At 60.3% G+C, this 23,019-nt stretch carries 19 protein-coding genes; 8 read left to right on the top strand and 11 right to left on the bottom strand.

The window, feature by feature from the left end; all coding sequences use genetic code 11:
- The first annotated feature begins 8 nt into the window (after window positions 1–8).
- From ACWR1S_RS00510 to ACWR1S_RS00495, 4 genes are all read left to right on the top strand, one after another.
- Window positions 9–1,595: an arylsulfatase gene (locus tag ACWR1S_RS00510; protein ID WP_454562029.1), complete on the top strand. Its 1,587-nt coding sequence runs from the start codon at window positions 9–11 to the stop codon at window positions 1,593–1,595.
- Between the two features lie 187 nt (window positions 1,596–1,782).
- Complete coding sequence (locus ACWR1S_RS00505; protein ID WP_454562028.1) at window positions 1,783–4,287, top strand: fused MFS/spermidine synthase; 2,505 nt, start codon at window positions 1,783–1,785, stop codon at window positions 4,285–4,287.
- A 100-nt stretch (window positions 4,288–4,387) separates the two neighbouring features.
- Window positions 4,388–6,016 carry a J domain-containing protein gene (locus tag ACWR1S_RS00500; protein ID WP_454562027.1) on the top strand — a complete coding sequence of 543 codons (1,629 nt, stop codon included), beginning with the start codon at window positions 4,388–4,390 and terminating at the stop codon, window positions 6,014–6,016.
- Complete coding sequence (locus tag ACWR1S_RS00495) at window positions 6,013–7,008, top strand: DUF3829 domain-containing protein (RefSeq protein WP_454562026.1); 996 nt, start codon at window positions 6,013–6,015, stop codon at window positions 7,006–7,008. Before ACWR1S_RS00500 ends, ACWR1S_RS00495 begins: the two co-directional genes overlap by 4 nt.
- Before the next feature lie 49 nt (window positions 7,009–7,057).
- Here ACWR1S_RS00495 and ACWR1S_RS00490 read toward each other — a convergent pair whose 3' ends face one another.
- Entirely contained in the window at window positions 7,058–7,732 is a 675-nt protein-coding gene (locus ACWR1S_RS00490) for a DUF3313 domain-containing protein (protein ID WP_454562025.1), read from the bottom strand.
- A 212-nt stretch (window positions 7,733–7,944) separates the two neighbouring features.
- Between ACWR1S_RS00490 and ACWR1S_RS00485 the strand changes: the two genes are divergently transcribed.
- Complete coding sequence (locus tag ACWR1S_RS00485; protein ID WP_454562024.1) at window positions 7,945–10,299, top strand: tetratricopeptide repeat protein; 2,355 nt, start codon at window positions 7,945–7,947, stop codon at window positions 10,297–10,299.
- A 214-nt stretch (window positions 10,300–10,513) separates the two neighbouring features.
- On the opposite strand, the gene ACWR1S_RS00480 is transcribed toward ACWR1S_RS00485, so the two are convergent.
- The 3 genes from ACWR1S_RS00480 to ACWR1S_RS00470 form a co-directional block, all read right to left on the bottom strand.
- Window positions 10,514–11,488, bottom strand: a complete 975-nt coding sequence (locus ACWR1S_RS00480; protein ID WP_454562023.1) for a hypothetical protein — start codon at window positions 11,486–11,488, stop codon at window positions 10,514–10,516.
- Between the two features lie 233 nt (window positions 11,489–11,721).
- Complete coding sequence (locus ACWR1S_RS00475) at window positions 11,722–12,201, bottom strand: DUF934 domain-containing protein (protein WP_141129264.1); 480 nt, start codon at window positions 12,199–12,201, stop codon at window positions 11,722–11,724.
- A complete protein-coding gene (locus tag ACWR1S_RS00470; protein WP_454562022.1) occupies window positions 12,198–13,871 on the bottom strand; it encodes a nitrite/sulfite reductase in 1,674 nt (557 codons plus the stop codon). Before ACWR1S_RS00470 ends, ACWR1S_RS00475 begins: the two co-directional genes overlap by 4 nt.
- A 339-nt stretch (window positions 13,872–14,210) precedes the next feature.
- Between ACWR1S_RS00470 and ccoN the strand changes: the two genes are divergently transcribed.
- Together ccoN and ACWR1S_RS00460 are read left to right on the top strand one after the other, a co-directional pair.
- Window positions 14,211–15,638, top strand: a complete 1,428-nt coding sequence (gene ccoN / locus ACWR1S_RS00465; RefSeq protein WP_454562021.1) for a cytochrome-c oxidase, cbb3-type subunit I — start codon at window positions 14,211–14,213, stop codon at window positions 15,636–15,638.
- Window positions 15,639–15,656: 18 nt separating this feature from the next.
- Window positions 15,657–15,875, top strand: coding sequence for a cbb3-type cytochrome c oxidase subunit 3 (locus ACWR1S_RS00460; RefSeq protein WP_141129262.1), 219 nt, complete (start codon window positions 15,657–15,659; stop codon window positions 15,873–15,875).
- 191 nt (window positions 15,876–16,066) lie between these two features.
- Here ACWR1S_RS00460 and ACWR1S_RS00455 read toward each other — a convergent pair whose 3' ends face one another.
- A complete protein-coding gene (locus ACWR1S_RS00455; protein WP_454562020.1) occupies window positions 16,067–16,558 on the bottom strand; it encodes a hypothetical protein in 492 nt (163 codons plus the stop codon).
- Between the two features lie 212 nt (window positions 16,559–16,770).
- Between ACWR1S_RS00455 and ACWR1S_RS00450 the strand changes: the two genes are divergently transcribed.
- Entirely contained in the window at window positions 16,771–17,463 is a 693-nt protein-coding gene (locus ACWR1S_RS00450) for an aspartate/glutamate racemase family protein (protein ID WP_454562019.1), read from the top strand.
- Between the two features lies 1 nt (window position 17,464).
- Here ACWR1S_RS00450 and ACWR1S_RS00445 read toward each other — a convergent pair whose 3' ends face one another.
- The 6 genes from ACWR1S_RS00445 to ACWR1S_RS00420 all read right to left on the bottom strand — a co-directional run bounded on the left by ACWR1S_RS00445 (window position 17,465) and on the right by ACWR1S_RS00420 (window position 23,010).
- On the bottom strand, window positions 17,465–17,983 hold the full coding sequence (locus ACWR1S_RS00445; RefSeq protein WP_454562018.1) for a GNAT family N-acetyltransferase: 519 nt from the start codon (window positions 17,981–17,983) through the stop codon (window positions 17,465–17,467).
- A 112-nt stretch (window positions 17,984–18,095) separates the two neighbouring features.
- On the bottom strand, window positions 18,096–19,076 hold the full coding sequence (locus ACWR1S_RS00440) for a LysR family transcriptional regulator (RefSeq protein WP_454562017.1): 981 nt from the start codon (window positions 19,074–19,076) through the stop codon (window positions 18,096–18,098).
- Between the two features lie 157 nt (window positions 19,077–19,233).
- Window positions 19,234–20,181, bottom strand: a complete 948-nt coding sequence (locus ACWR1S_RS00435; RefSeq protein WP_454562016.1) for a peptidylprolyl isomerase — start codon at window positions 20,179–20,181, stop codon at window positions 19,234–19,236.
- The gene (locus ACWR1S_RS00430) at window positions 20,178–20,648 is read right to left on the bottom strand and encodes a YbjN domain-containing protein (protein ID WP_454562015.1); all 471 of its coding nucleotides are present in this window, start codon (window positions 20,646–20,648) and stop codon (window positions 20,178–20,180) included. The genes ACWR1S_RS00435 and ACWR1S_RS00430 overlap by 4 nt, the downstream gene beginning before the upstream one ends.
- A gap of 17 nt (window positions 20,649–20,665) precedes the next feature.
- On the bottom strand, window positions 20,666–21,295 hold the full coding sequence (locus tag ACWR1S_RS00425; RefSeq protein WP_454562014.1) for a DNA repair protein: 630 nt from the start codon (window positions 21,293–21,295) through the stop codon (window positions 20,666–20,668).
- Window positions 21,296–21,312: 17 nt separating this feature from the next.
- The gene (locus ACWR1S_RS00420) at window positions 21,313–23,010 is read right to left on the bottom strand and encodes a putative porin (protein ID WP_454562013.1); all 1,698 of its coding nucleotides are present in this window, start codon (window positions 23,008–23,010) and stop codon (window positions 21,313–21,315) included.
- Window positions 23,011–23,019: the final 9 nt, after the last annotated feature.

Below are 23,019 nucleotides of genomic sequence, written 5' to 3'. Positions count from 1 at the left end.
CAAGTCAGATGACTCGCATACGCAAATGGCTACCGAAACTCGCCCTCGTGGCGACATCGGTCATGGCGCTGTCGGCTACGGCCACGGCGGCTGAAAAACCCAATATTCTAGTGATCTTCGGCGATGACATCGGCCAGACCAATATCAGCGCCTATTCGATGGGGGTGGTGGGCTACAAGACCCCGAACATCGACCGCATCGCCAAAGAAGGCATGATGTTCACCGATTACTATGCGGAGAACAGCTGCACGGCGGGCCGATCCTCGTTCATCACCGGCCAGACGCCGCTGCGTACCGGCCTGTCGAAAGTCGGCGTCCCCGGCGCTCCGGTAGGTCTGCAAAAGCGTGACATCACCATCGCCCAGGCGCTCAAGTCGCAAGGTTATGCCACCGGCCAGTTCGGCAAGAACCACCTTGGCGACCGGGACGAATACTTGCCGACCAACCATGGTTTCGACGAGTTCTTCGGCAACCTCTATCACCTCAACGCCGAAGAGGAACCTGAGCGCCCCTATTGGCCCAAGGATGACCCTGACTTCGTCAAGTCCTACGCGCCACGTGGCGTCATTCACAGTTTTGCCGACGGCAAGATCGAAGACACCGGCGCGTTGACCGCCAAGCGCATGGAAACCATCGACGACGAAACCACCGCTGCTGCGCAAGCGTTCATCGAGAAACAAGCCAAGGCCGACAAGCCTTTCTTTGTCTGGATGAACACCACGCGCATGCACTTGTTCACCCACGTACGCGACTCGATGAAGGGCCAGAGTGGCATGCCCGGCAACGAATACGCAGACGGCATGATCGAGCATGACGGCGACGTCGGCAAACTGCTGAAAACCCTCGATGACCTGAAAATCACCGACAACACCATCGTCGTCTATACCACCGACAACGGGCCAAACCAATTCTCCTGGCCGGACGCGGCCACAACGCCGTTCCGCAACGAGAAAAACTCCAACTGGGAAGGCGCGTATCGCGTGCCGGCGATCATTCGTTGGCCCGGCAAGGTCAAAGCGGGCGAAGTGTCCAACGAGATGTTCTCCGGACTGGACTGGTTCCCGACATTGCTGGCCGCCGCAGGTGATACCGATGTAAAAAACAAGCTGCTCAAAGGTTGGGCGCCAACTTCGGGAGGCAACAACTTCAAGGTTCATCTGGATGGCTACAACCAGCTGCCGTACCTGACCGGCCAACAGCCCAAAGGCGAGCGTAAGGAGTTCTATTACTTCAACGACGACGGCATGTTGGTATCGATGCGTTTCGACAACTGGAAAGCGGTGTTCTGCGAACAGCGCGCACCCGGCGGATTCAAAGTCTGGAGCGAACCGTTTGTATGCCTGCGGGTACCGAAAATCTTCAACCTGAGGATGGACCCGTATGAACGTGCTGACGTGGTTTCTGACCAGTACTACGACTGGCAAACCAAGAACGTCTATCTGGCGGCCGTCGCTACCGGTAAAGCGGCGGTGTTCCTGCAGACCTTCATCGAGTACCCACCAAGCCAGAAACCGGCCAGCTTCAGTGTTGACCAGATCCGTGCTGCGGTAGACGCGAAAATCGCCGAGAAAATGAAAGCGCAACCTGCGCAGTAACACTGCAAGACTGTCGCCCGCCCGCACCGGCGGGCGGCACTGTTTTTGCTCGTTCCCACGCTCTGCGTGGGAACGCAGCCCGGGACGCTCCGCGTCCCTTGCCGAAGCGGACGCAGAGCGTCCAATGAGGCATTCCCACGCAGAGCGTGGGAACGATCAACTGTCCTATTTGAATTAAGGCCTCCGTATGTCCTCACGTATCGCCAGCAAGCCTTCGGCCATACCCGCCTCACACACCGCCGCTCCCGCGCTGCTGATCCCCGCCCTGCTGCTGTGCATTTCCGGTGCCGCGGCGCTGGTTTATCAAGTGCTGTGGATCAAGCAACTGTCGCTGGTGGTCGGCGTCGAGGTGTACGCGATCACCACTGGTATCAGTGCGTTTTTCGCTGGACTCGCTATCGGTGGCTGGCTGTTCGGGCGCTGGGCCGATCGCTTGCAGCAGCCAGTGTTGCTGTACGCCGGGCTGGAAGTGCTGGTGGCGATATTGGCGGTCGGTGCGACGGTGGCCATGAGTCTGGCGGCCGGTCCGTTTGCCTGGTTGCAGGAACACCTCGGTCCGCTCGCGTGGCTGTTGCCTTTTGCACTGGTTGGCCTGCCGGCAGTGTTGATGGGCGGCACCCTGCCGGTGCTGGTGCGTTCGCTCGCCGCCAATCCGGGCAAGGCCGGCGGTCAGTTGTATGCGGCCAACACCTTGGGCGCGATTATCGGCACCTTACTCGCCGCGTTCGTGTTGATCGCCAGCCTCGGCGTGCGAGGCAGTGCCTTGTTTGCGGCAATGCTCAATCTGCTGGCCGCCGTCGGTGCTTTGTGGTTTGCCCGGCAACATCCGGCGCCGGTAACCACCCTCGTCAAACACCACGCGGAAAAAGCCCCGGATCGCAGCGCGCTGTGGCTGTACTCGATCGCTGGTGGCGTGGCGCTCGGTTATGAAGTGGTCTGGTCGCAATCGATCGTGCAGTTCATGAGCACCCGCACCTACGCGTTTGCCGTGGTGCTTGCGACGTATCTGACCGGGCTGTTTATCGGCAGCGCCCTGCTCGCCCGGCGGGTCGAAAGGATCCGCGATCCGTGGGGCGTGTTCGGTTTGCTGATTGCCGGCGCCGGGTTGATCGCGCTGCTGGAAATCGCCGTGCTCGGGCGCTGGCTGGTGATCGCGCAAAGTCAGGCGGAAATGTGGTTGTTGAGTCTGGGCGCCAGTGAGCTGGCCGGCATGAGCGCGCGCTTTGCGGTGGCGGCATTGAGCATCGTGTTTGTGCCGACGCTGCTGCTCGGCGCGGCGTTTCCGCTGGCCTTACGCCTGAGTGTCGGCCATGAGCGCGTCGGCCAGGACGTTGGCACCGTGGTGGCGTTCAACACGCTCGGCGGGATTGTCGGGGTGATGTTGTGCGGCTTCCTGTTAATCCCGCTGCTGGGGCTGGTGCGCACCTTGGGCCTGCTGGCGATTATCGCCGCCGGCATCGGCTATTTCGCCGTGCGCAAAGGTCATCACGTCAAGAAGGGCCGGCGTCAGGCCGTGGTCGCCCTCGGTCTGGTCTCGGTTGCATTTGCCGTGTTTACCCCGGTCGACAAACTTGCCAGCCTGCTGCCCGGTGCGCGCAACGGCAGCCTGTCGTTCTATGAAGAAGGCCGTGGCGGCACCGTGGCCGTGGTTGCTCAAGGTCGCGGCGATAACACCTTCCATCGCTTGTATATTCAAGGCGTATCGAACACCGGCGATGCCATGCCCTCACTGCGCTACATGCGCGTGCAAGCCTTGCTGCCGCTGTTGATTCACAACGGTGAGCCGCGCTCGACACTGGTCATCGGTTTTGGCACGGGCATCACTGCCGGCGCGATGCTGCGCTATCCGGGGCTGGAGCAGCGGGTGGTCGCCGAGCTGCTGCCGTCGGTGGTCAAAGCCGCGCCGCTGTTCAAGGGCAACTTCAACGCCGCCAGCGATCCCGGCGTCGATGTGCGTCTGCGCGACGGGCGCCAGGAACTGCTGCGCAGCGCACAAACCTACGACCTGATCACCCTCGAACCGCCACCGCCCTCTGCGGCCGGCGTGGTCAACCTGTATTCGCGGGACTTCTACCAGTTGGCGGCCAGTCGTCTGGAGGACAAAGGCATCGTCGCCCAGTGGCTGCCATTACCGACGCAGAACATCGACGACTCGCGTTCGCTGGTGCGCAGTTTTCTTGATGTGTTCCCGTATGCCTCGCTGTGGACCAGCGAATTCCATGAGATGTTGCTGGTCGGCTCGATGCAGCCGATGGAACTGGACGCCGCGAAAATCACCACGCGTTTCCAGCAAGACAGCGTGCGCAGCACCTTGCAGGATGTCGGTATTGGCTCAGCCGCAGCCCTGCTCTCGACCTGGGTGACCGATCGCGCCGGGCTTGAACGCTTTGCCGCCGATGCACCTGCGGTGACCGACGATCAACCGCGCATCGAGTACGCGCCGTGGGTGCGCAGCAAGGAGATTACGCGCGTGTTGCCGGCACTGTTGGACCTGTATCAGGCGCCGCCACTGGTGAATGCCGATGCCGGTTTCAATGAACGTATGGAGACCCATCGCCAGCGTTTGATGCAGTTCTATCGCGCCAGCTTGCATGCCTATGATGGCGACCGCGATGCCTGGGCGCGGGATATCGGCGAGGTGATGCGCGGCGATGGCGGCAACCCGTATTTCCGCTGGTTCGTCGGCAAATAAACCACGGCTGAGGACTTTTCGACGCGAAACAGGTAGGGTGCGCACAATCAAAGTGCCACCACTGGACCGCGTCGAAGGTTTTCATGGAGTTGTACACGCAATGAGTTGCTGGACCGTCCTTGGCCTTACCGCCGACGCCGATACGCGCAGTATCAAACGCCAATACGCAGCCCTGCTCAAACAGACCCGTCCGGACGAGGACGCCGAGGGCTTCCAGCGCCTGCGTGACGCCTACGAGCAAGCCCTGAATTACAAGGAATGGGCGCAGGCCAGCGAGGACCACGGGGCTGATGAAGACGCCTGGGACTTGACCGGTCTGACCGTAGTCGAAGTCGATGCCTTGCAGCAGGCGACTCGTTCGCTGCACGGCACCAGCCTTGCGCAGTTACAGCAGCGCCATGCCCTTGCCGTTGAGCAGGGTTGCGCGCATATCCTCGAAGAGACCCTGCTGCAGCATTGCATCGAGAACCCGCAAACATCGGCGCCGATGGTCGATTGGGCGGTTCAGACGTATCACTGGTTCAGTGCCTGGCAGCGCCTGGAACTGGACGAGGAATCCATCGAACATTTGCTCGATCAGCAGCGGGAACGTATTACTCGACCGCTGCGTGATGCCCTTGATCGTGAGGACAGTGCGGCCTTTTTGCAGGCCTACGCACAGTGCGGCCAATACCTGTGGCTCGACGCTGAAGTACACCGACTTTGGTTCAACCTGTTCCTGAGTCGATTGCTACTGGACAGCGAATACTGGTCCTGCGCTGTTTTCGAGCAGGTTTGTGCGGGCCAGGGCTGGCATTCCGGCCCGGCCAACCGTTGCCCGAAAGATGAATGGAAGCGTCTGGTCGCGCGCCATGAGGCACCGATTTTTATCGCGCAGCAACGGCAACTCGCCGAAGCGCCGCCCGCCACCGCCGAACACCGCGCCGCACAGCTGTTGCTCGGCAGCGGCCCGTTTAGCCAGCGCCGCGCATTGGCCCGGCGCCTGCGTGAGAAAGATTGGGAGCATTGCCGACATTTGAGTTCGGCGCTGTATGCCAATCATCCAAAGGTCTGCGCAGAGATGCCCGGGGGCACCGCGTTTTTCTGGCGCGACTGGGAGCTGAGCCGTGGCGAATGGCCGACCTACGTTGGCGTGGTGCTGGCCTGTCTGATCGGTGCGTTTACTCATTTCATCCCGCTGGGGCTGCGCGTCACCGGGCTGATCAATATCGTCATGACCTCAACGATCGTGTTTGGCGTGATCGCTGCGGGCATCAACTGGCTGACGCACGAACTGGCGCACACCCATTGGCTGCTGGATGACCGCCTCAGCGCGCGGTTATGGCCGGGTTTTGCCAAGGACGCTGCGCCGTTCGGCGTACTGCGCGATCTGATTCCGTGCGCATTGATGGTGGCCGGGCTCAGCTGGTTTTTCGGCCCCATCGCCGGCGTCGTCTATGCGGCCACACTGGTCAGCGTGGGTTTGATCCGTCGCCGTCAGGTCAAGCCACACACGTCCTGGGAAAAGACTAACCTGCCGGTGAAAATCGGCCTGACGCTACTCGGCGTTGTCGCCCTGGTGCTGGTGCTGGGCGTGTTCAAAGTGGCCGCCAGCCAAGGCACAGTCAACCGCAATCAAGGCCTGCAACCCTGGGCCGAGCGTTTGTGTAGCCGGTTGCCGGCGAGTTCTTTCGACTGTGGCGCGCCCGCCACCCGTGAACAGTGGTATCCGGCGGAGGCACGACCATGACCTCAAGATTCATGTTTGTCAGCGGCGTAGTCGTCGTTCTGGTAGTGCTGGGTCTGACGAGCGCGACCCGGCCGTTCCTGAAACTCGACCTGTGGCTTGATCAGCGCGAATCCCCCGTGACCGCGCAGGCCAACGCGCTTAGCCCGATCATCGCCTGCGTCAACCGCGTCGATGTGCACTGGCGCAACGCCTACGACAAGTTCGAACGTCCGCGACCAACCAGTGATGCATTCGGACATTATCTTGCTGAGGCACGGGATTTCGACAACACGGATGCGTACACCGTGCATGACATCCAAAAGGATCTCTGCCTCAGTCATATCAACGAAAAACTCGAACTCTTGGCCTATCAGCCAGTGCTTTCACAAAAAGTCCGTGACTACGCGCAAGCACTGCAGGGGGCAGCGGTGATCTTTACGCCGGAGCGACTCGACAGAAGTGCGAACTTTTATGCCACGCCGCTCGCCCGGTTGTCCCAGGGTTCGGGACAAATCCAGGCCGCCAGCAATGCCTACATCAACGCATCAACAGCCTTGCGAGAGGAACTGCTGCCACTGGATGTGGCACTGCGCCCCGAGCAGCTCAAGCTGCTGGAAGCGCGGGTAGGCAAGGAGATTCATTGGTCTCTGCTGGCGTACATGATTCAGGCCCGGGAGACACTGGATCTGCTCGAAGACGGGATGAAACACCGCACCCTGAGCCCGCAAACCGTGGCCGATACCACCGCTGATCTGCAACAGGCGTGGAATCGCCGCGCGCCCTTCATCGCTCTTCGCGAGGGTGGATTTCGAAACAAGGACGATGACGCGCGGGAGCTGTGGCGGCACATCAGTGCGCCAGCGCAAAGCTATCTCGACGCGCTGAACACCCTGCACAAGGACTGGCAGAACCACGCCGAACCGCAACGATTGAGCGACGATTACTACGCCGTCACCCGTGGCTACGACGCCCTGCTCAGCCAATACAACCGTCAGGCACGCGCCAATTTCTGAGGGTGTGCACAGGCCGGACGGTCCTCGCGGACAATCCGGCCTCGTGCGCTTACTTGGCTTTCTTGAGCTTCAGATACGACTGACGCAGGTCTGAGGCCCAGCCATCGATCACTGGCTTGACGTCGTTGGTCGACATCGCTTGCGTGTCATTCTCCAATGGCTTGCCGGTGCCTTTGCGCACCACTTGCGCGACGACCTTGTTATTCGCGCCATCGAGGAACACCGCTTCGGTGGCCAGGGTGGTTTCCTGATCGCGAATACCGCTGGCCGTGCTGACCGCAGCGGCGACCAGCGCGATCGGGATCACTTCATAAGCGTGCAGGCCTTCGGTCGAACTGCTCACGGCGGTGATTGCCGCACGCACCACAATCACACCTGGACCTGGGCCAGTCGCCAACGGCAAGTCTTTGCCGATTTCACGCTTGAGCGCCTGATCGTAGTAGGAAGTGATGCCATTGAGGGTTTGCTGGGAAATTTTCGCGGTCGGTTGCGGTTTCGGGTAGAGCTGGGTCGGCTCGATATACACGCTGGTGAATTTCCTGACGTCGACCTTCGGATCGATCCAGCGCATGACCTCGGCACCGGACGGCGATTTGGCCTCCTTGAGCTGGCTGTAGTCTTTGAGGAAGCCGGAGTACTCTTTCGGGTCGACGGTTTTGCTGGAACAACCTACCACTGCGAGGGTGGCAAAACACAGTGTGCCCATCATCACTGCTAGCTTCATGCTGTAACTCCTGTCAGAAGGCCGAAAACTTTGCCTGGGGGAGTTACAGGTATAGCTAAAACCTCAGCAATTGCGATTGCAAAGCACAATATTCACGCAAGGCTGCGCGGCGGATCACAACGGTCATTTGACAGACGCCGGTCATCCGGCAAAGCTGCATCAAGCTTGAACGCACGCCAGACGGCAAATGCACCTGGACTACGGAAGTCGCAATGCCCAAGCATAAAAATAAAACAGCACAACCTGAACCTGATTCGCCTCGATCGCCACCCTCAAAATATCTGTTCCCGATCACCATCGCTGTGCTGCTCGCCGCCGTCGCGGGCATTGGCTGGTTTCTCTTCAGCCCTGCGCCCGCCCCGGTAAAACCTGCCCCAATAAGCGTGCCGGCACCCGTAAAGCCGCAGCCCGTTGTGGCGAGTAAAGCGGCAACAATGGTTGATGAACAACAATGCCAAGGCTGCCACAGCGAACAGGTCAAGGACTGGCAAGGCTCGCATCACCAATTGGCGATGCAAGCGGCGAACGCCGACACCATGCTCGGCGATTTCAATAACGTCACCTTCAAGGCCGAGAACGAGACCACACGCTTCGCGCGCAGGGGCGATGAGTTCTGGGTCAATACGCCCGGCATCGACGGCAAGAACGCTGACTTCAAAGTCGCCTACACCTTCGGCATCGCACCGTTGCAGCAGTACCTGATCGAGGTCGGCGAAGGTCGTTTGCAGGCACTCGGCGTGGCGTGGGATACCGAGAAACATCGCTGGTTTCATCTCTACCCCGGTCAGGGCGTCAACTTCAAGAATCCGCTGCACTGGAGCAAGCCGAGCCAGAACGCCAACTTCATGTGCGTCGAATGCCACACCACCGGGTTCAAGCGCAATTTCGATGCGTCGAGCAATACTTTCAACAGTCAGTGGAACAGCCTCGGTGTCGGTTGTCAGGCCTGTCACGGCCCAGCGTCCAATCATCTGGAGTGGACGCAGAAAAAAGGCGATCTGATCCATCAGGGGTTTGACGTCGACCTCAAGGACAAGAACGCCACCGTCGAGATCGAAACCTGTGCCCGTTGCCACGCGCGCCGTGCGCCTTTGGGCGATGGCTACACCGTCGGCAAGCGCTTGATGGACGATTACCTGCCCAGCACCCTGACCCGCGAGTTGTATGCGCTGGACGGGAAGATCAAGGATGAGGTGTTCGAACACGGCTCATTCCTGCAAAGCAAGATGTTCGACAAGGGCGTGCGTTGCAGCAATTGCCACAACCCGCACAGCACCGAACTGAAAGCACCCGGCAACGCGGTGTGCCTGCAATGCCACAACACCGCCGGCAAGACGTCGGTCGAAGGCGTCGACGGCAAAGGCCTGCAAGCGAAGAACTACGATTCCATCGAACACACCCGCCACACCATGGGCCAGCCCGGTTCGCAGTGCGTCGATTGCCACATGCCCGGCAAGTTCTATATGGGCAACGACTTCCGCCATGACCACAGCTTCAGCATTCCCAACCCTGAGCGCGCGCAAAAACTCGGCACCCCGGATGCCTGCCTGACCTGCCATCAGGGCAAGGCTGGCGACAAGGTCACCGCGCAGTTCAAATTGTGGAGCGCCTCCAGCGCAACCCAGGCACCGCGTTATGACGAAAGGCTGTGGCTGATTCGCAATGGCCAACCGGGTGCTGCGGATGCGCTGTATGAGCAGTTGCAGCGCAGTAATCTGCCGGCGATTCAACGCGCGACGCTGCTCGCCGAGCTGCCGTTGTACCCAAGCGAGCAGGCGTTGAAACTGGCCACGCAGGATCTGAAAAACCCTGCACCGCAAGTGCGCGAAAGCGCCGTGCGAGCGATCAGTGCATTCCTGCCGCCAGCGGAGCGTGCGCCTCTGTTGGCGCCGCTACTGGGTGATCCGGTAAAAGCGGTGCGCATCGTTGCCGCTCGGGATCTGTTGAGTACTGCGCGCAACAACGGTCTTGGCGCTGCGCAAGCCAATTGGGATGCGGCGATTGCCGAGTACGAAGCGGTGCAGAAAAGCCTGCTGGAACGTGCCGAGGCCAATCTGAATCTGGCCATGCTGTATCAGGCCAGTGGCCGTGGCGCGGAAGTTGAAGGTCTGTTGCGTTCAGCACTCAAGCGCGACCCGGATTTCTATCCGGCGCTGGTGACGCTGGTGCAATGGCTGGAAGCCAATGGCCGTGGACAGGAAGCGCAGGCGCTGCTGGATGACAGCCTCAAGCAGCATCCGGACGCGGCGCTGTTGCAGCACACCCAAGGTCTGTCGCTGATCCGCGCGGGTAAGGCTGCCGAGGCCATGTCACCGCTGAACAAAGCCGCGCAACTGGAGCCGCAGAACGCGCAGTACGGTTATGTGCTGGCAGTGGCGCTGCATGAAAGCGGCAAGGTCGATGAGGCGTGTGCGGTGCTGGAGGGGCTGCTCAAAGTGCAACCAGCGAACCGCAATGCGCGGTTGTCGCTGATTCAGTGGTACCTCGACAGCGGGCAGGAACCGAAGGCGCAGGTGCTGTTGCAGGGGTGGAAGAAGATGAACATGGGGGATCCAGCGCTCAAGTGATTGGCTGGAGATTGTCTTGCCCTCACCCTAGCCCTCTCCCACTGGGAGAGGGCTAGGGTGGGTTGTCTGGCGAGGTACATCGACCTGAAAAATAGAGTCGACTATGGATTCCAAGCCAATCGTTCAGGTCGGTGCATCTCTCAAATATCCCACAGTCAGTCCCCTCTCCCACTGGGAGAGGGTTAGGGTGAGGGGCTTTCAAGGGTTCACGCCATTACCAGGACGACGTCTCACCACTGCGCAACGCCATCTCGCGCCGGCTATTGATGTGCATCGCCTTGATCAACGACACCGTACCCACCAACAAAATCGCCGCGCCCAACAGGAAATCAATGTTGTACAGCTGAAAATCCTGCACCGGCCCGATCAACAGCACCCGCACGATCGCGGCGCCCAACAGCGTGGCGAGGAAGTCGATCCCCGGCTCATTACGGTAGAACACCAGCAGCAACGGCAGGCACAGCACCAGCAGCAGCAACAACACCACCACCTTGAACGACCCCTTGCGCTCGACGCTGAAGGCACATTCGTGCGGCCCGTAAGCCTTGTAATCCTCGTCGCGAATCATCGAGGTTTTCTCGTTGATGTAGTCGACGCGGTTGTATTTCTGGATCGGTGTGAAGGTGTTGGACATCTCCATCAATGTGGTGATGTTCTTGAAGCGCAGGTCAATGCGCTCGCTGCCCTTGAGGTAATAGAGCACCGGTTTATAGCCGTAGCGATAGCTGTCGAAAGGAAATTCGGTGACCTGACCCTGCACGCCGATCGGCCGTGGTTCAAGTTCGGCATAGGCACTTTTGTTGGTAGCCGACAGGTTGCGGCTCAGCGGCTGCACCTTGACCTGCTCAAGGAAGATCGGCGTGACGCCGAAGGACCACTGCAATGGTTCCAGACGCAGGCGCAATTCGTTGCGAGCGAGGTCATAGCGGTTGAAAGTGCGTTCCGAGACCACCAGCGAACCACTGAGCATGAACTCGCCGCGCAGGTTGTTGGTGACGCGCAAGGTCAGTTGGTCCTTGCCCAGCAACGCCGCTTCCGTGGACGGTGGCGTGCCGCACCACGCGGTTCTTTCGCCGACGCCGCCGAGCTGGCCGTCGCGGTTTTCCTTGAATACATAAAAGTAACTGGCCCACAGCGTCAGCATTAAAAGCAACGCTGTGAGGCCGAGGATTTTTTTGCCCGGACTCACTGATCAGACTCCCTTCTTCGGTTCCATCGTCCAGCCGAAAACCCGCTGGCGACGGCGACTCTACCAAAAGGCCACCATCGACCCAAGGGAAAATGCCCGATTCATGAGGTTTCTAGGGGTTTCCCCGGTGTACATCGAAGATCAAAAGATCGTCCGAACGCGGCCCGAACCTGCGGCAGCTCCTACATGAGGTCAACTGTAGGAGCTGCCGAAGGCTGCGATCTTTTCAACCGTCAACGCCGACGGAAAAGCGGACGCGGCTCGATCACCGAACGCCCATACAGCACGCTCATGCCGGCCAACCCTTTCAGCGCATCCTCGGCAGACTTGTCCTCACGCACGGCAAAACTGTCGAACCCGCACTGGCGCATATGGCTGAGCTGATCACGCAACACATCGCCAATCGCGCGCAACTCCCCTGCCCAGCCGAACCGACTGCGCAGCAAATACGCCTGACTGTAAGCGCGGCCATCACGAAAACTCGGAAAATCCAGCGCGATCAGCGGCAACGACCCCAACCACGGCACCAGGCTTTCAACCTCATCGTCCGGGCCGAGCCACACCGCGTGGGTCGACGGCGATTCCAGCCAATGCGTCAGCGGCAGCATCAACAAACCATCAGGCCTTGGCGTCGATGGCTCGCGCACCAGCGTCCATGGATCGTCCGTAACAATCCGCGCCACGCCCTGCTCCAGCCGCAACAGATTATTCATACCGCGGCCTCCAGCGTCTTCGGATAGACCCGTTCCTTGAACGGCTCCAGACCAATGCGCGCCACGGTGTCGACGAACAGCTCTTCGTGCTCGCGATAGCGGACAAAGGTGCCAATGATCCGCTCGATCACCTGCGGCACTTCAGCGGCGCTGAACGACGGGCCGATGACTTTGCCCAACGCACTGTGCTTGCCCTGCGCACCGCCGAGGGTGATCTGATACCACTCGCTGCCGTTCTTATCGACGCCCAGAATGCCGATATTGCCAATGTGGTGATGACCGCAGGCGTTCATGCAGCCAGAAATGTTCAGGCTGATATCGCCCAGATCGTGCAAATAATCGAGGTTATCGAAACGTGCCTGAATCGCCTGAGCGATCGGGATCGATTTGGCGTTGGCCAAGGCACAGAAATCGCCACCCGGGCAGGCAATGATGTCGGTCAGCAAGCCGACGTTGGCGCTGCCCAGATCGTGTTTGCACGCCAGTTGCCACAGCGCATGGAGATCGGTTTTCGCCACGTCGGGCAGGACAATGTTCTGCTCATGGGCGATGCGAATCTCGCCAAAACCGAAACGCTGCGACCAGTCGGCCACCGCCAGCATCTGCACGCCGGTGACATCCCCCGGCGGCGACGCCATGCCCGGTTTGGTCGACAGCACCACGCTGGTGTAACCCGGCACCTTGTGTGGCTGCACGTTACGCGCAACCCAACGGGCGAACGCCGGGCTTTCGGCCATGCGCGTGCCGAAGTCCAGATCGGTGTCGGCCAGGGTGTGATAAACCGGCGGCACGAACGCACTGGCAACGCGCTGATATTCGTCTTCGGTCAGTTGTGCCGGGCCGTCCTTGAGGTGTTGCCATTCTTCTTCGACTTCCTTGGCAAACGCCTCGATGCCCAGCGCCTTGACCAGAATCTTGATCCGCGCCTTGTACTTGTTGTCGCGCCGGCCGTGGCGGTTGTACACGCGCAAAACGGCCTCGACGTAGGACAGCAAATGCTGCCACGGCAAACCTTCGCGAATCTGCAAACCGAGGATCGGTGTGCGCCCCAGGCCACCGCCGACGATGACCCGCAGCAACATCTGCCCGTCGCGACCGGGGTAAAGATACAGGCCGATGTCATGCATCATGATCGCCGCGCGATCCTGCTTCGCCGAGCAGATGGCGATCTTGAATTTGCGCGGCAGAAACAGGAATTCCGGGTTGATCGTCGACCACTGCCGCAGAATCTCGGCCAGCGGGCGCGGGTCGATCAACTCGTCCGCCGCGACCCCGGCGAACGCCTCGGTGGTGATGTTGCGCACGCAGTTGCCGGAGGTCTGGATCGCATGCATGTTGACCTGCGCCAGGCGTTCGAGGATGTCCGGCACCTCGGCCAGTTCGATCCAGTTGAACTGCAGGTTCTGCCGCGTGGTGAAGTGGCCGTAACCGCGATCGTAGTCACTGGCGATGCTCGCCAGCGTGCGCATCTGCTCGGCGCTCAAGGTGCCGTAGGGAATTGCCACGCGCAGCATGTAGGCGTGTTTTTGCAAGTACAGGCCGTTTTGCAGGCGCAGCGGCAGAAACTCCTCCTCGCTCAACTCCCCGGCCATGAAGCGCTCGACCTGATCGCGGAATTGCGCAACACGCTCGAACACCAGCGCCCGGTCGTAATCATCGTATTGATACATGCCTGCCACCTCATCAGTTATTCCTGTGGGAGCGAGCCTGCTCGCGAATGCGGTGTGTCAGGCAACTGCATTGTTGGCTGACACACCGCATTCGCGAGCAGGCTCGCTCCCACAGTTTTCTTCAGAGCACTATGACGAAGCAGCGCAGCACGTTACAGATTCACCTGAAGCGATAAAAACCATATCAGGGCGCGGCAGAACGCCGCAGTCAGCCCTCCAATCTGATCCGCACAAATCAAGGATTCCTGAGCCTGTTTTGTTTCTGACGGGGTTTCTACAGTGCAGCTCATGCCAGACCGGGTGGCCTGGCAAGACTTTGCAACCGTGGATGAACTGACCATGAGCACAGCAACAATCGGACAGGCTTACAACTACAAGGTCGTCCGCCAATTTGTCATTGCGACGATTTTCTGGGGTGTGGTGGGCATGGCGATGGGGGTTTTTATCGCCTCGCAACTGGTCTGGCCCGAGATGAACCTGGACCTGCCGTGGACCACTTTCGGCCGCTTGCGCCCATTGCACACCAGCCTGGTGATTTTCGGTTTCGCCGGCAGCGCGCAATTTGCCGCCAGTTACTACGCCGTGCAGCGTACCTGCCAGGTGCGGCTGTACTCGGACACCCTCGCCGCGTTCACTTTCTGGGGCTGGCAATCGGTGATCGTGATCATGCTGATCACCCTGCCGATGGGCTACACCACCACCAAGGAATACGCCGAAATCGAATTCTCCGGCGCGGTGTGGATGGCCGTGGTCTGGGTCGCTTACGCCATCGTGTTTTTCACCACTGTGGTGCAGCGCAAGACCAAGCATATCTATGTCGGCAACTGGTTTTTCGGTGCGTTCATTCTGGTGATCGCCATGTTGCATGTGGTCAATCACCTGTCGATTCCGGTGGACTGGTTCAAGTCCTATCCGGTGTATTCCGGGGCTACCGATGCGATGGTGCAGTGGTGGTACGGGCACAACGCGGTGGGCTTCTTCCTGACCACCGGCTTCCTCGGCATGATGTATTACTTCGTGCCGAAACAGGTTAATCGGCCGGTGTATTCGTATCGCCTGTCGATTGTGCATTTCTGGGCGCTGATCACCTTGTACATCTGGGCCGGCCCGCACCATTTGCACTACACCGCGCTGCCGGACTGGGCGCAGTCACTGGGCATGGCCATGTCCCTGATCCTGCTCGCGCCGAGCTGGGGCGGGATGATCAACGGCATGATGACCTTGTCCGGTGCCTGGCATAAGTTGCGCACCGACCCGATCCTGCGCTTTCTGGTCTTGTCGCTGGCGTTCTACGGCATGTCGACGTTTGAAGGGCCGATGATGGCGATCAAAACCGTTAACGCCCTCTCCCACTACACCGACTGGACCATCGGCCACGTCCACGCCGGGGCGTTGGGCTGGGTGGCGATGATCACCTTCGGCGCGACCTATCACATGGTGCCGAAAGTCTTTGGCCGCGAGCAGATGTACAGCACACCGCTGATCAACCTGCACTTCTGGCTAGCGACCATCGGCACGGTGTTGTACATCGCCTCGATGTGGGTCAACGGCATCACCCAGGGCCTGATGTGGCGGGCGATCAACGAAGACGGCACGCTGACCTATTCGTTTGTCGAGGCGCTGCAGGCCAGTCATCCGGGCTTCATCGTGCGTTTTGCCGGCGGGGTGTTCTTCCTTACCGGGATGTTGCTGATGGCTTACAACGTGTGGCGCACAGTGCGGGTGGCAGACGTCGCGCTGGCGCACCGCGAAGCACAGATCGCCTGAGGCAGGGAGCCGCTCGTGATGGAGATTTTCTTTGATGTGTTGGGCGTGGTGTTTCTGTGGCTGGCGGTGGAGTACTGCTTGCGGCGGGAGACGGCGGACAGTCTGGATGAAGCGAGCATGGTGCCGTTTGCCGATGATCCGGAGGTGGCGCGGCGGGTGGAACTGGCCACCGGTAAAACCGTGAACGCGGTGGCGCCGGAGGTGGCGAAGCCGGGGTGGGTCAATCTGGAGATGTGAGGGGTGTCAGGTGGGTCGCCCTCACCCTAGCCCTCTCCCAGAGGGAGAGGGAACTGACCGCGTGGTTTGTTCGGGTTACACCGACCTGAAACACCTCGGGTGAATGCAATCTCAAAAACAACGAAGATCGGCTCCCTTTCCCCTCGCCCCCTTGGGGGAGAGGGCTGGGGTGAGGGGGTAAGCTCTTGATCTCAACTGCGTTCGCGCGGAATCAGACTCTGCAACTGCTGGGCGAGAAAATTGGCGTCGAAGGCAAACGTATCCGGATCCTTCAAACCATTGGTCTTGCGCCACTGCCACGTGCCGTCCGGCAACCCCACCAGCGAAATGCTGCCATAACGCGCCGCCGTCAGGCCCATCACCGCGAGGGAGATCTGCCCTGCGCTGCCCATCACATCCGGCACGAACTCCACCGGTTTGCCGGCAATCACGATGCTCAGCTTTTCCGTCTTGAACGTGGACGTTTCCACCGGCGTGCTCGGCCCAAACGCGACATACGCCTCACGACTCACCTCCAGCAGATTCGGCGCCTGCACCGGCTCCAGCCATTGCTGAATATCACCGAACAACGCGGTAATCCGCGAGGCCCAGGCAGCCGATTGCGTCTCGAACAGTTGCTTCTTGTGCGCTTCGCTCTCGGCGTAATGACGAAGCATCTCGCCCAGTTGTTGTACGTCGTCCATAGCGGTGTTCCTCGGAAAGGAGCTGCAAAGGTCGATAGTGGCAGATACCAGCCCCGGCGTACGTTTAACCTGCACCCGCCCCGATAAAGCACCATGACACTTGCGTGAAAGATCAGCGGTACAGTCACTTGCTGCTGGCATCGAAGTGTGAAGAAAAGGAAACTCCGGGCAGACCTGAACGCTCGACACTGTCATTTGCCTGAGGACATCCAATGCGCACCATCGGCCTGATCGGCGGCATGAGCTGGGAATCCAGCGCCGAATACTATCGACTCATCAATCAGCAAGTCCGTGATCGCCTCGGTCCATTGCGTTCGGCACAATTGCTGATGTACAGCGTCGACTTCGGCCCTGTCGAACAGGCCCAGCACGCCGGTCGCTGGGACGATGCGGCGGCAATTCTGGTGGATGCCGCGCGCAGGCTCGAAGCCGGTGGCGCCGAATGCGTGGTGCTGTGTACCAACACCATGCACAAGGTCGCCGAGCAGATTCAGGCGGCGATCAGCATTCCGTTTTTGCACATTGCCGAACCCGCCGCGCAGGCGGCTCTGGAGATTGATGCGGGTACGGTCGGCCTGCTCGGCACGGCATTTACCATGGAGCAGGATTTTCTCAAGCAACGCCTGATTGCCCAGGGTTTGACCGTGTTGGTGCCGGATGAAGCCGAGCGCAAGGAAGTCCACCGGATCATCTACGACGAACTCTGCGTCGGCGTGATCAGCGATCAGTCGCGGCAGATCTATCAGCGGGTCATCGAGTCCCTGACCGCACGCGGCGCGCAGGCGATCATTCTCGGCTGCACGGAAATTGGCCTGCTGATCAAACCCGAACACAGCGCCCTGCCCCTGCTCGACACCACCGAACTGCATGCACAGTCGGCGGTGGCGTTCGCGCTGAGCGAATGAGTCAGGCTTTCGGACGATTGCGCAGGCGGGCCATGCTCAGGGTGTCGACCCATTGCCCGTCGCGCACGGCGTAATCACGAAACAGGCCTTCGTCCTCGAAACCGAATTTGCGGTAGAGCGCTATGGCTGCCTCGTTGTCGGCGTAAACCGAGAGTTCAACGCGGTGCAGGTTCATCCAGTTGTCGGCGACGTCAAGTGCCGCCGCCAACAACTTCGAACCCACGCCTTTGCCCTGCCACGCCACGGCGACTGCCATACCGACGCTGCCGGCGTGGCTGCGACGAATCCGCGAATAGTTTTCCAGCCCCAGATGGCCGATGACCTGCCCCTGATGCAGCGCGACCAGCTTCAACACCCGCTCATTCTCCGCCAGCAGCCTTTGGCGCCAGACGTCGACGGACTGGAACGGCATCTGCAACACCTGCCGGGTGACGGCCCGCTCGTTGTAAAGCGCAGTGACAGCCTCGAGGTGCGACTCGCTGAAGCGTTCGAGGTGGATGGCGGCGTTGTGGTCGGGCATGGCGGATCCTTCCTGGATCGATATGTGGCCGACCACTCTAAACCGGTGAACCTCTGTCTGGCGAATATCAAAATGTGGGAGCGAGCCTGCTCGCTCCCACAGGGGATTAGCATCAGGGCTGGAACCATTCCCGGCGTTCATTGAAGGTGTGATGAATGAGGTCAGTCAGAGTCTGCACTTCAACCACATTCTGTGAGTCCGCGTTGACGGCCAGCCATGCCTGCAACCGCATCGGTTCCTCGAACAACCCCGGTAGCGCAATCAGGCCCCGATCAAAGCGGCTCATATACGCCGGCAACAACCCAATGCACGCGCTGCAACGAATCATCTCCAGCATCAACTCATAAGACTGCATCTGCACCACCCCGGCCAACCGCTGTTCGACCAGTTCATTCCACGGGCGGAAGCTGTCGATCTGCCGATCATGTTGCCATTGCACCAGCATGAAATCGGCGAGGTCATCAGGCGTGTCCGGGCGCGCGGTGACGCGGGAGTAGCGTTTGGCGATGTGCGGCAGGTAGTCGAGGCGCGCCAGCGCTTGCGGTTCGCTGGTGGCGAAGGTCGGGCAGGGGTGTGGGGTTTCGCCGTGGGCAAGCCAGAGGACGATGTCGGCGCTGACGGCACGCAGGGACAATTCGCTGTCCAGCGCGATGATTTCCAGGCGCACGCTGGCGTTGCGCCGTAGCAGTGCGATGAGGTCGCGGCCGAGGATGTCGTGGAGGATCGATTCGGCCACGGCGAGGCGAATCAGCGGTTGTTCGATCACTGGAAGTTTGCGTTCGTTGGCCAGCGCAACCAGTTTGGCCTGGAGTTGCTGGCCTTCGCGGGTGAGGCTTAGTGCGCTGCCCTGAAAGCTGAACAGGGTGTGTTGCAGGTCTTGTTCGAGCTGCGCGAGTTGTTTACGCAGCAGGGTCGAGCGCACGTTGAGGCTGCGTGCGGCTTGCATGAAGCAGCCGCAGCGGGCGCTGACCAGAAAGTATTGGGCGACGTCGCTGTCGATGGTCGCGGCGTGTGCGAGCCACGCTTCGTTGTTGTCGTGTGGCCAGCGGTAATCAGTGGTGCCCGGTCGTCCTGCGGGTTCGGTGAATGACATCGATGACTCCCTGTCGATCTTTGTAGTTGCCTTTACGCAATTCCTTGTAGGAGTGAGCCTGCTCGCGATAGCGTCCGGTCAGTTGACATTGACTAACCTGACCCACCGCTATCGCGAGCAGGCTCACTCCTACAGGGGGTTTGTGGTGAAACCGAGATTAGTGTTTTTCCTCGAGGACTTTGTTGAGTTCAGCGCCGTCGATGCTCAGCGTCGCGGTGTTGAGCATGCCGTCCAGATAAGCCTGGGCGATTTGCTCCTGGCGTTGCGCACGCAGGGCCTGGGTCAGTTGATCGCGCAATTCTTCGAGGGTCGCGGTGCGTGCCGGTTGTTGCTCGGTGAGTTTGATCACATGGAACCCGGCGGCGCTTTGTACAGGATCAGAAACCGCGCCAACCTTGAGCCGCGCCACGGCGCCACGCACCTCTGGCACCAGTTGCTGCAACGGTTGCAGACCGCTATCGCCACCACGCTCAGCGGTGACGCGATCCTGTGAATATTGAGTCGCCAATGCAGCAAATTCTGCCGGCGTCGCCTGTGCTTTCTTGCTCAGGTCAAGCGCCTGCTTGCGCACCGATTCAAGATTCTGCGGATCATTCACCCCAAGGAAAATCTGACTGACCCGATACAACGCCGGCGTCTGCCAGCTCGCCTTGCCAGCGTCATAAGCCTGCTGCAACTCAGCCGCACTCGGATACTCCGCCGGCACCTGACTGACCGAACGTAAGTAATCACGAAACACGATCTGCTCAGTCGCCGCCCGGGTCTGCCGGGCAACCTCGGGGCGCTGCGCCCAACCTTGGGCATCGGCCTGTTCGAGCACAGCTTTCTCGGCCAGCCGCGTGCGAATCCAGCGTTCCAGCGCTTCCCGATTACCACGCAATTGTTCGCGGGTCTCTGGCGGGACTGTCGCGAGCAGGGTCTGAAGTTCCGCAGGGGTTACCTGCTGATTGCCCAAGCGCGCCACCGCCGGTCCCGTTGCAACCGCCGCCAGCGGCGACGATTGCTGGGCGGCGACCGGGTCACTACCCGGCCGCACCACCAGCGCCACGGCCACCACCAACAGCGCCACTGCCGCAGCGCTGATCACCATGGCAGGCTTTTTCACAGCGCGACTTCCTCTTGCTCGGCGACGGCAACTTTGGCGGTCTGCGCAGTGCCGTTCCGGGTGAAGTCACGCAGATAAACGATGAATTCCTGCAACAGACGATCCCACAATTCCAGGTTGCCACGCAGGTGCTCGTTGCTCACGCCCGCCGCCACCACCACGTCCATTTCCATCACCAGAAACTCGCCCTGCAACGACAAACGCGCAAAACGACGGCTGGCGTTCCACTGCTCGGCCACACCTTGCGGCAACTCACCTTGCACGCGCAGCGCACAGCTGAAAGTGAAGTCGACGTAGCTGCCCTGCTCCACCGCCGGGTTACCGAAACGCACGGCGTAGCCGATGCCCTGACTGGCGCTGAGCAACTGGACGATGCCGTTCTGTTCGGTCTGATTGACGCGATAACCGGCCGCTTGCAGGACGTCGGTCAGGGATTGTGGCGATACGTGGCTGATCAATTGAGTCATTGTTTCTTCCTTGTTTATCAGTGCGTGAGCGCGGCTTGCGGCGCGTCGAATTGAGTCTTGTAAAGGTCATCGCCGAACCCCTGGGCCAGTTCATCGAACTTGACCCGGGCGCTGCCCGCGAAGGGCTGGCGGATCTTCATCACCTCGGCCACATCGATGTTTTCGTAGGCAGTGAGGATCTGCTTGGCGACGCCGTACATCTGCTGATTCTTGACTGAACATTGCTGCACTTGTGTGTCACGTTCAGTCAATTGCGCTTGAAGCTTAGACCGTTCTGCCTCTTTGGCACGGGCCATAACCAACAGCTCGTCATAGGCCTTTTTGAACTTGCCGGTCTGCTCGGCGCTGGCCGCCACTTGTGCCTGCGCCTGGCTGTGCAGGTTCTGCTGCTGCCCGGCCAGTTGCTCGGCGACGCCTTTGGTCTTGGCCAGTTCAGCGGTCAATTGCTTGATTTGCGCCTGCGCAGCCTTGGCCTCATTCTGCGCCGCCAGTTGCGCGGCGCTGGCCTGGGCCTGCTGACTTTGCAGGGCCTGCAACTGTTGCGTGGTGCTGCGCAATTGCGTGCGCAGGCGTTCTTCCATGCCTTCGGCATGCGCTCCAGTGGCGATCAACAGGCCGAGCCCGAGCCACACAAATCGCGTTTTCATAACCCTCTCCCGGCGCCTTAGAAGCGCGTGTTGATCTCAAGCTGCAAGACGTCGATGTCGAACGGCGCGCCGTACACCGCTTCGGTGCTCATCCAGCGACCGGTGGCGTAAACGTTCTTCGCCAGACCGTAGTTGCCGCCAATGAAATAACCCTTGGCGTTGGTGCCGCCGAGGTGGAACGACGAGTCGTTGAAGCCGTCCGGCAAGGCGTCGGGCTGGATGTATTTGTAGCCGGCGAACAGGTTCCAGTCGCCCTGCTTTTTCAGCTCCAGCGCGCTGCCGAGGGTGAATTGCACCATCCACGCATTGGCGCCGCTTTCGATGTCGCCGTTGCTGTCGAGGTTGTTGACGATCTGCCCGGCCGAACGCTTGCGCATGTCGCCTTCGTCGTAGGCGAGGTTGTGGATGTAGTTACCCTGGCTGCGCAGTTTGAAATCTTCTGGCAGGTCGGCATCCCAGACCATGTTCAGATCAAGCAGATTGAATTCGGACGCGAGACCAACAAATTGCGGCTGCGGCGTGGTGGTCGGGTTGAGCGGGTTCGGCGTGATGTCGCGCAGCAGGAACACGCTGTTGCCCTTTTGCATGAACGCCGCACGGCTGCCGTCGCTGTCGCAACCCGGTGCGCCGGCCCATGGTTCGCAAGGGCTGGAGCGCTGGCCCTGAATGTCGTCGAAGCGGTAGTAAGCCAGCGCACCTTTCAAGCGGTTGTTGCTGTTGATCGCCCATTTGGCGCCGATCTGCGCACCGTACAGCCACTTGTTGTCGCTCTCTTCCTTGTCGAAGCCGTTGCTGCTGGCAGTGTCGTTGGTGTAATCCACCGGGAACGCACCGACGGTGCCGAACACGCCCCAATCGCGGTTGAGTTTGTGGTCGAAAATAGCCGCCACACCGTCGAAGTTCAAATCGTTGGAATAGAGCATGTCGGTGGACATGAACGGGTTGGCGAAGCGCCCGCCGGTCAGGGTCAATTCATCCGTAGGCTTCCAGTTCAGGTAACCCTGATCGAGCCAGATGTCCTTCTTGGCGAAGCCGCCGCCGAGGCTTTGTGTGGTCGATACCGGGTTGTTGTCCGAGCCGGTGCCGATGCGAATGCCGGCGGTCCATTGCGGCGAAATCTCCGCTTTCATGCCCAACCGCGCACGAATGCGGAACTGGTTGGTGCGGTCTTCGCGGGTGTTGAGCAGCGGCGGCAGATTGGTGCTGCTGTTGGGGTTTACGTCGTACGGGCCGTTGTTGTTGAGCTTGGCGAAGTCGACGATCTCGTTACTGTTGCTGTCCGAGTAGTAGCGCGACTCGTCACGCAGACGAATATCGCCGTCGAAACTGATGCGCGCCGCCCATTCCGGGAAGCTGTTGGGCGCCGCCCAGTTTTCCTGTTTGGCAGTGGCCATGACTTCGGCTTTGACCTGATCGCGGATCTGGTCACGCACCGCTGCCGGCACGTATTGCACGCGGACATCGCCCGGCGCCGCCACTGGCCCGGCCGCCACGGCGGTGGATGCCGCTGCTTGTTTAGCCTGAGCCGCTTCGTTCTGCGCCTGAGCGATCAGTGCGTCAGCCTTGTCCTGTTTCAGAATGCCCTGCTCGACCAGCAAGCGGATCAGATTGATCGTGGCGTTCTCCGAGGGCGCAGGCGCTGCCACGGCCTGACCGACCAGGGTCGCAATGACCATGCCGACCGCCAGGGACAATCGATTCACGTTGGAAATCATCTGCACACA

Source organism: Pseudomonas sp. AIG (assembly GCF_977020205.1).
Note: the sequence above shows the minus strand (reverse complement) of the source record. Positions and strands in the feature narration are given on the sequence as shown.

Bases quoted from the DNA above. Each gene is read 5' to 3' on its own strand.
- ACWR1S_RS00510 (WP_454562029.1), top strand. From the start codon at position 9: ATGACTCGCATACGCAAATGGCTACCGAAACTCGCCCTCGTGGCGACA.
- ACWR1S_RS00505 (WP_454562028.1), top strand. From the start codon at position 1,783: ATGTCCTCACGTATCGCCAGCAAGCCTTCGGCCATACCCGCCTCACAC.
- ACWR1S_RS00420 (WP_454562013.1), bottom strand. From the start codon at position 23,010: ATGATTTCCAACGTGAATCGATTGTCCCTGGCGGTCGGCATGGTCATT.
- ACWR1S_RS00470 (WP_454562022.1), bottom strand. From the start codon at position 13,871: ATGTATCAATACGATGATTACGACCGGGCGCTGGTGTTCGAGCGTGTT.
- ACWR1S_RS00440 (WP_454562017.1), bottom strand. From the start codon at position 19,076: ATGTCATTCACCGAACCCGCAGGACGACCGGGCACCACTGATTACCGC.
- ccoN (WP_454562021.1), top strand. From the start codon at position 14,211: ATGAGCACAGCAACAATCGGACAGGCTTACAACTACAAGGTCGTCCGC.
- ACWR1S_RS00490 (WP_454562025.1), bottom strand. From the start codon at position 7,732: ATGAAGCTAGCAGTGATGATGGGCACACTGTGTTTTGCCACCCTCGCA.
- ACWR1S_RS00450 (WP_454562019.1), top strand. From the start codon at position 16,771: ATGCGCACCATCGGCCTGATCGGCGGCATGAGCTGGGAATCCAGCGCC.
- ACWR1S_RS00425 (WP_454562014.1), bottom strand. From the start codon at position 21,295: ATGAAAACGCGATTTGTGTGGCTCGGGCTCGGCCTGTTGATCGCCACT.
- ACWR1S_RS00485 (WP_454562024.1), top strand. From the start codon at position 7,945: ATGCCCAAGCATAAAAATAAAACAGCACAACCTGAACCTGATTCGCCT.
- ACWR1S_RS00500 (WP_454562027.1), top strand. From the start codon at position 4,388: ATGAGTTGCTGGACCGTCCTTGGCCTTACCGCCGACGCCGATACGCGC.
- ACWR1S_RS00430 (WP_454562015.1), bottom strand. From the start codon at position 20,648: ATGACTCAATTGATCAGCCACGTATCGCCACAATCCCTGACCGACGTC.
- ACWR1S_RS00475 (WP_141129264.1), bottom strand. From the start codon at position 12,201: ATGAATAATCTGTTGCGGCTGGAGCAGGGCGTGGCGCGGATTGTTACG.
- ACWR1S_RS00460 (WP_141129262.1), top strand. From the start codon at position 15,657: ATGGAGATTTTCTTTGATGTGTTGGGCGTGGTGTTTCTGTGGCTGGCG.
- ACWR1S_RS00495 (WP_454562026.1), top strand. From the start codon at position 6,013: ATGACCTCAAGATTCATGTTTGTCAGCGGCGTAGTCGTCGTTCTGGTA.
- ACWR1S_RS00455 (WP_454562020.1), bottom strand. From the start codon at position 16,558: ATGGACGACGTACAACAACTGGGCGAGATGCTTCGTCATTACGCCGAG.
- ACWR1S_RS00445 (WP_454562018.1), bottom strand. From the start codon at position 17,983: ATGCCCGACCACAACGCCGCCATCCACCTCGAACGCTTCAGCGAGTCG.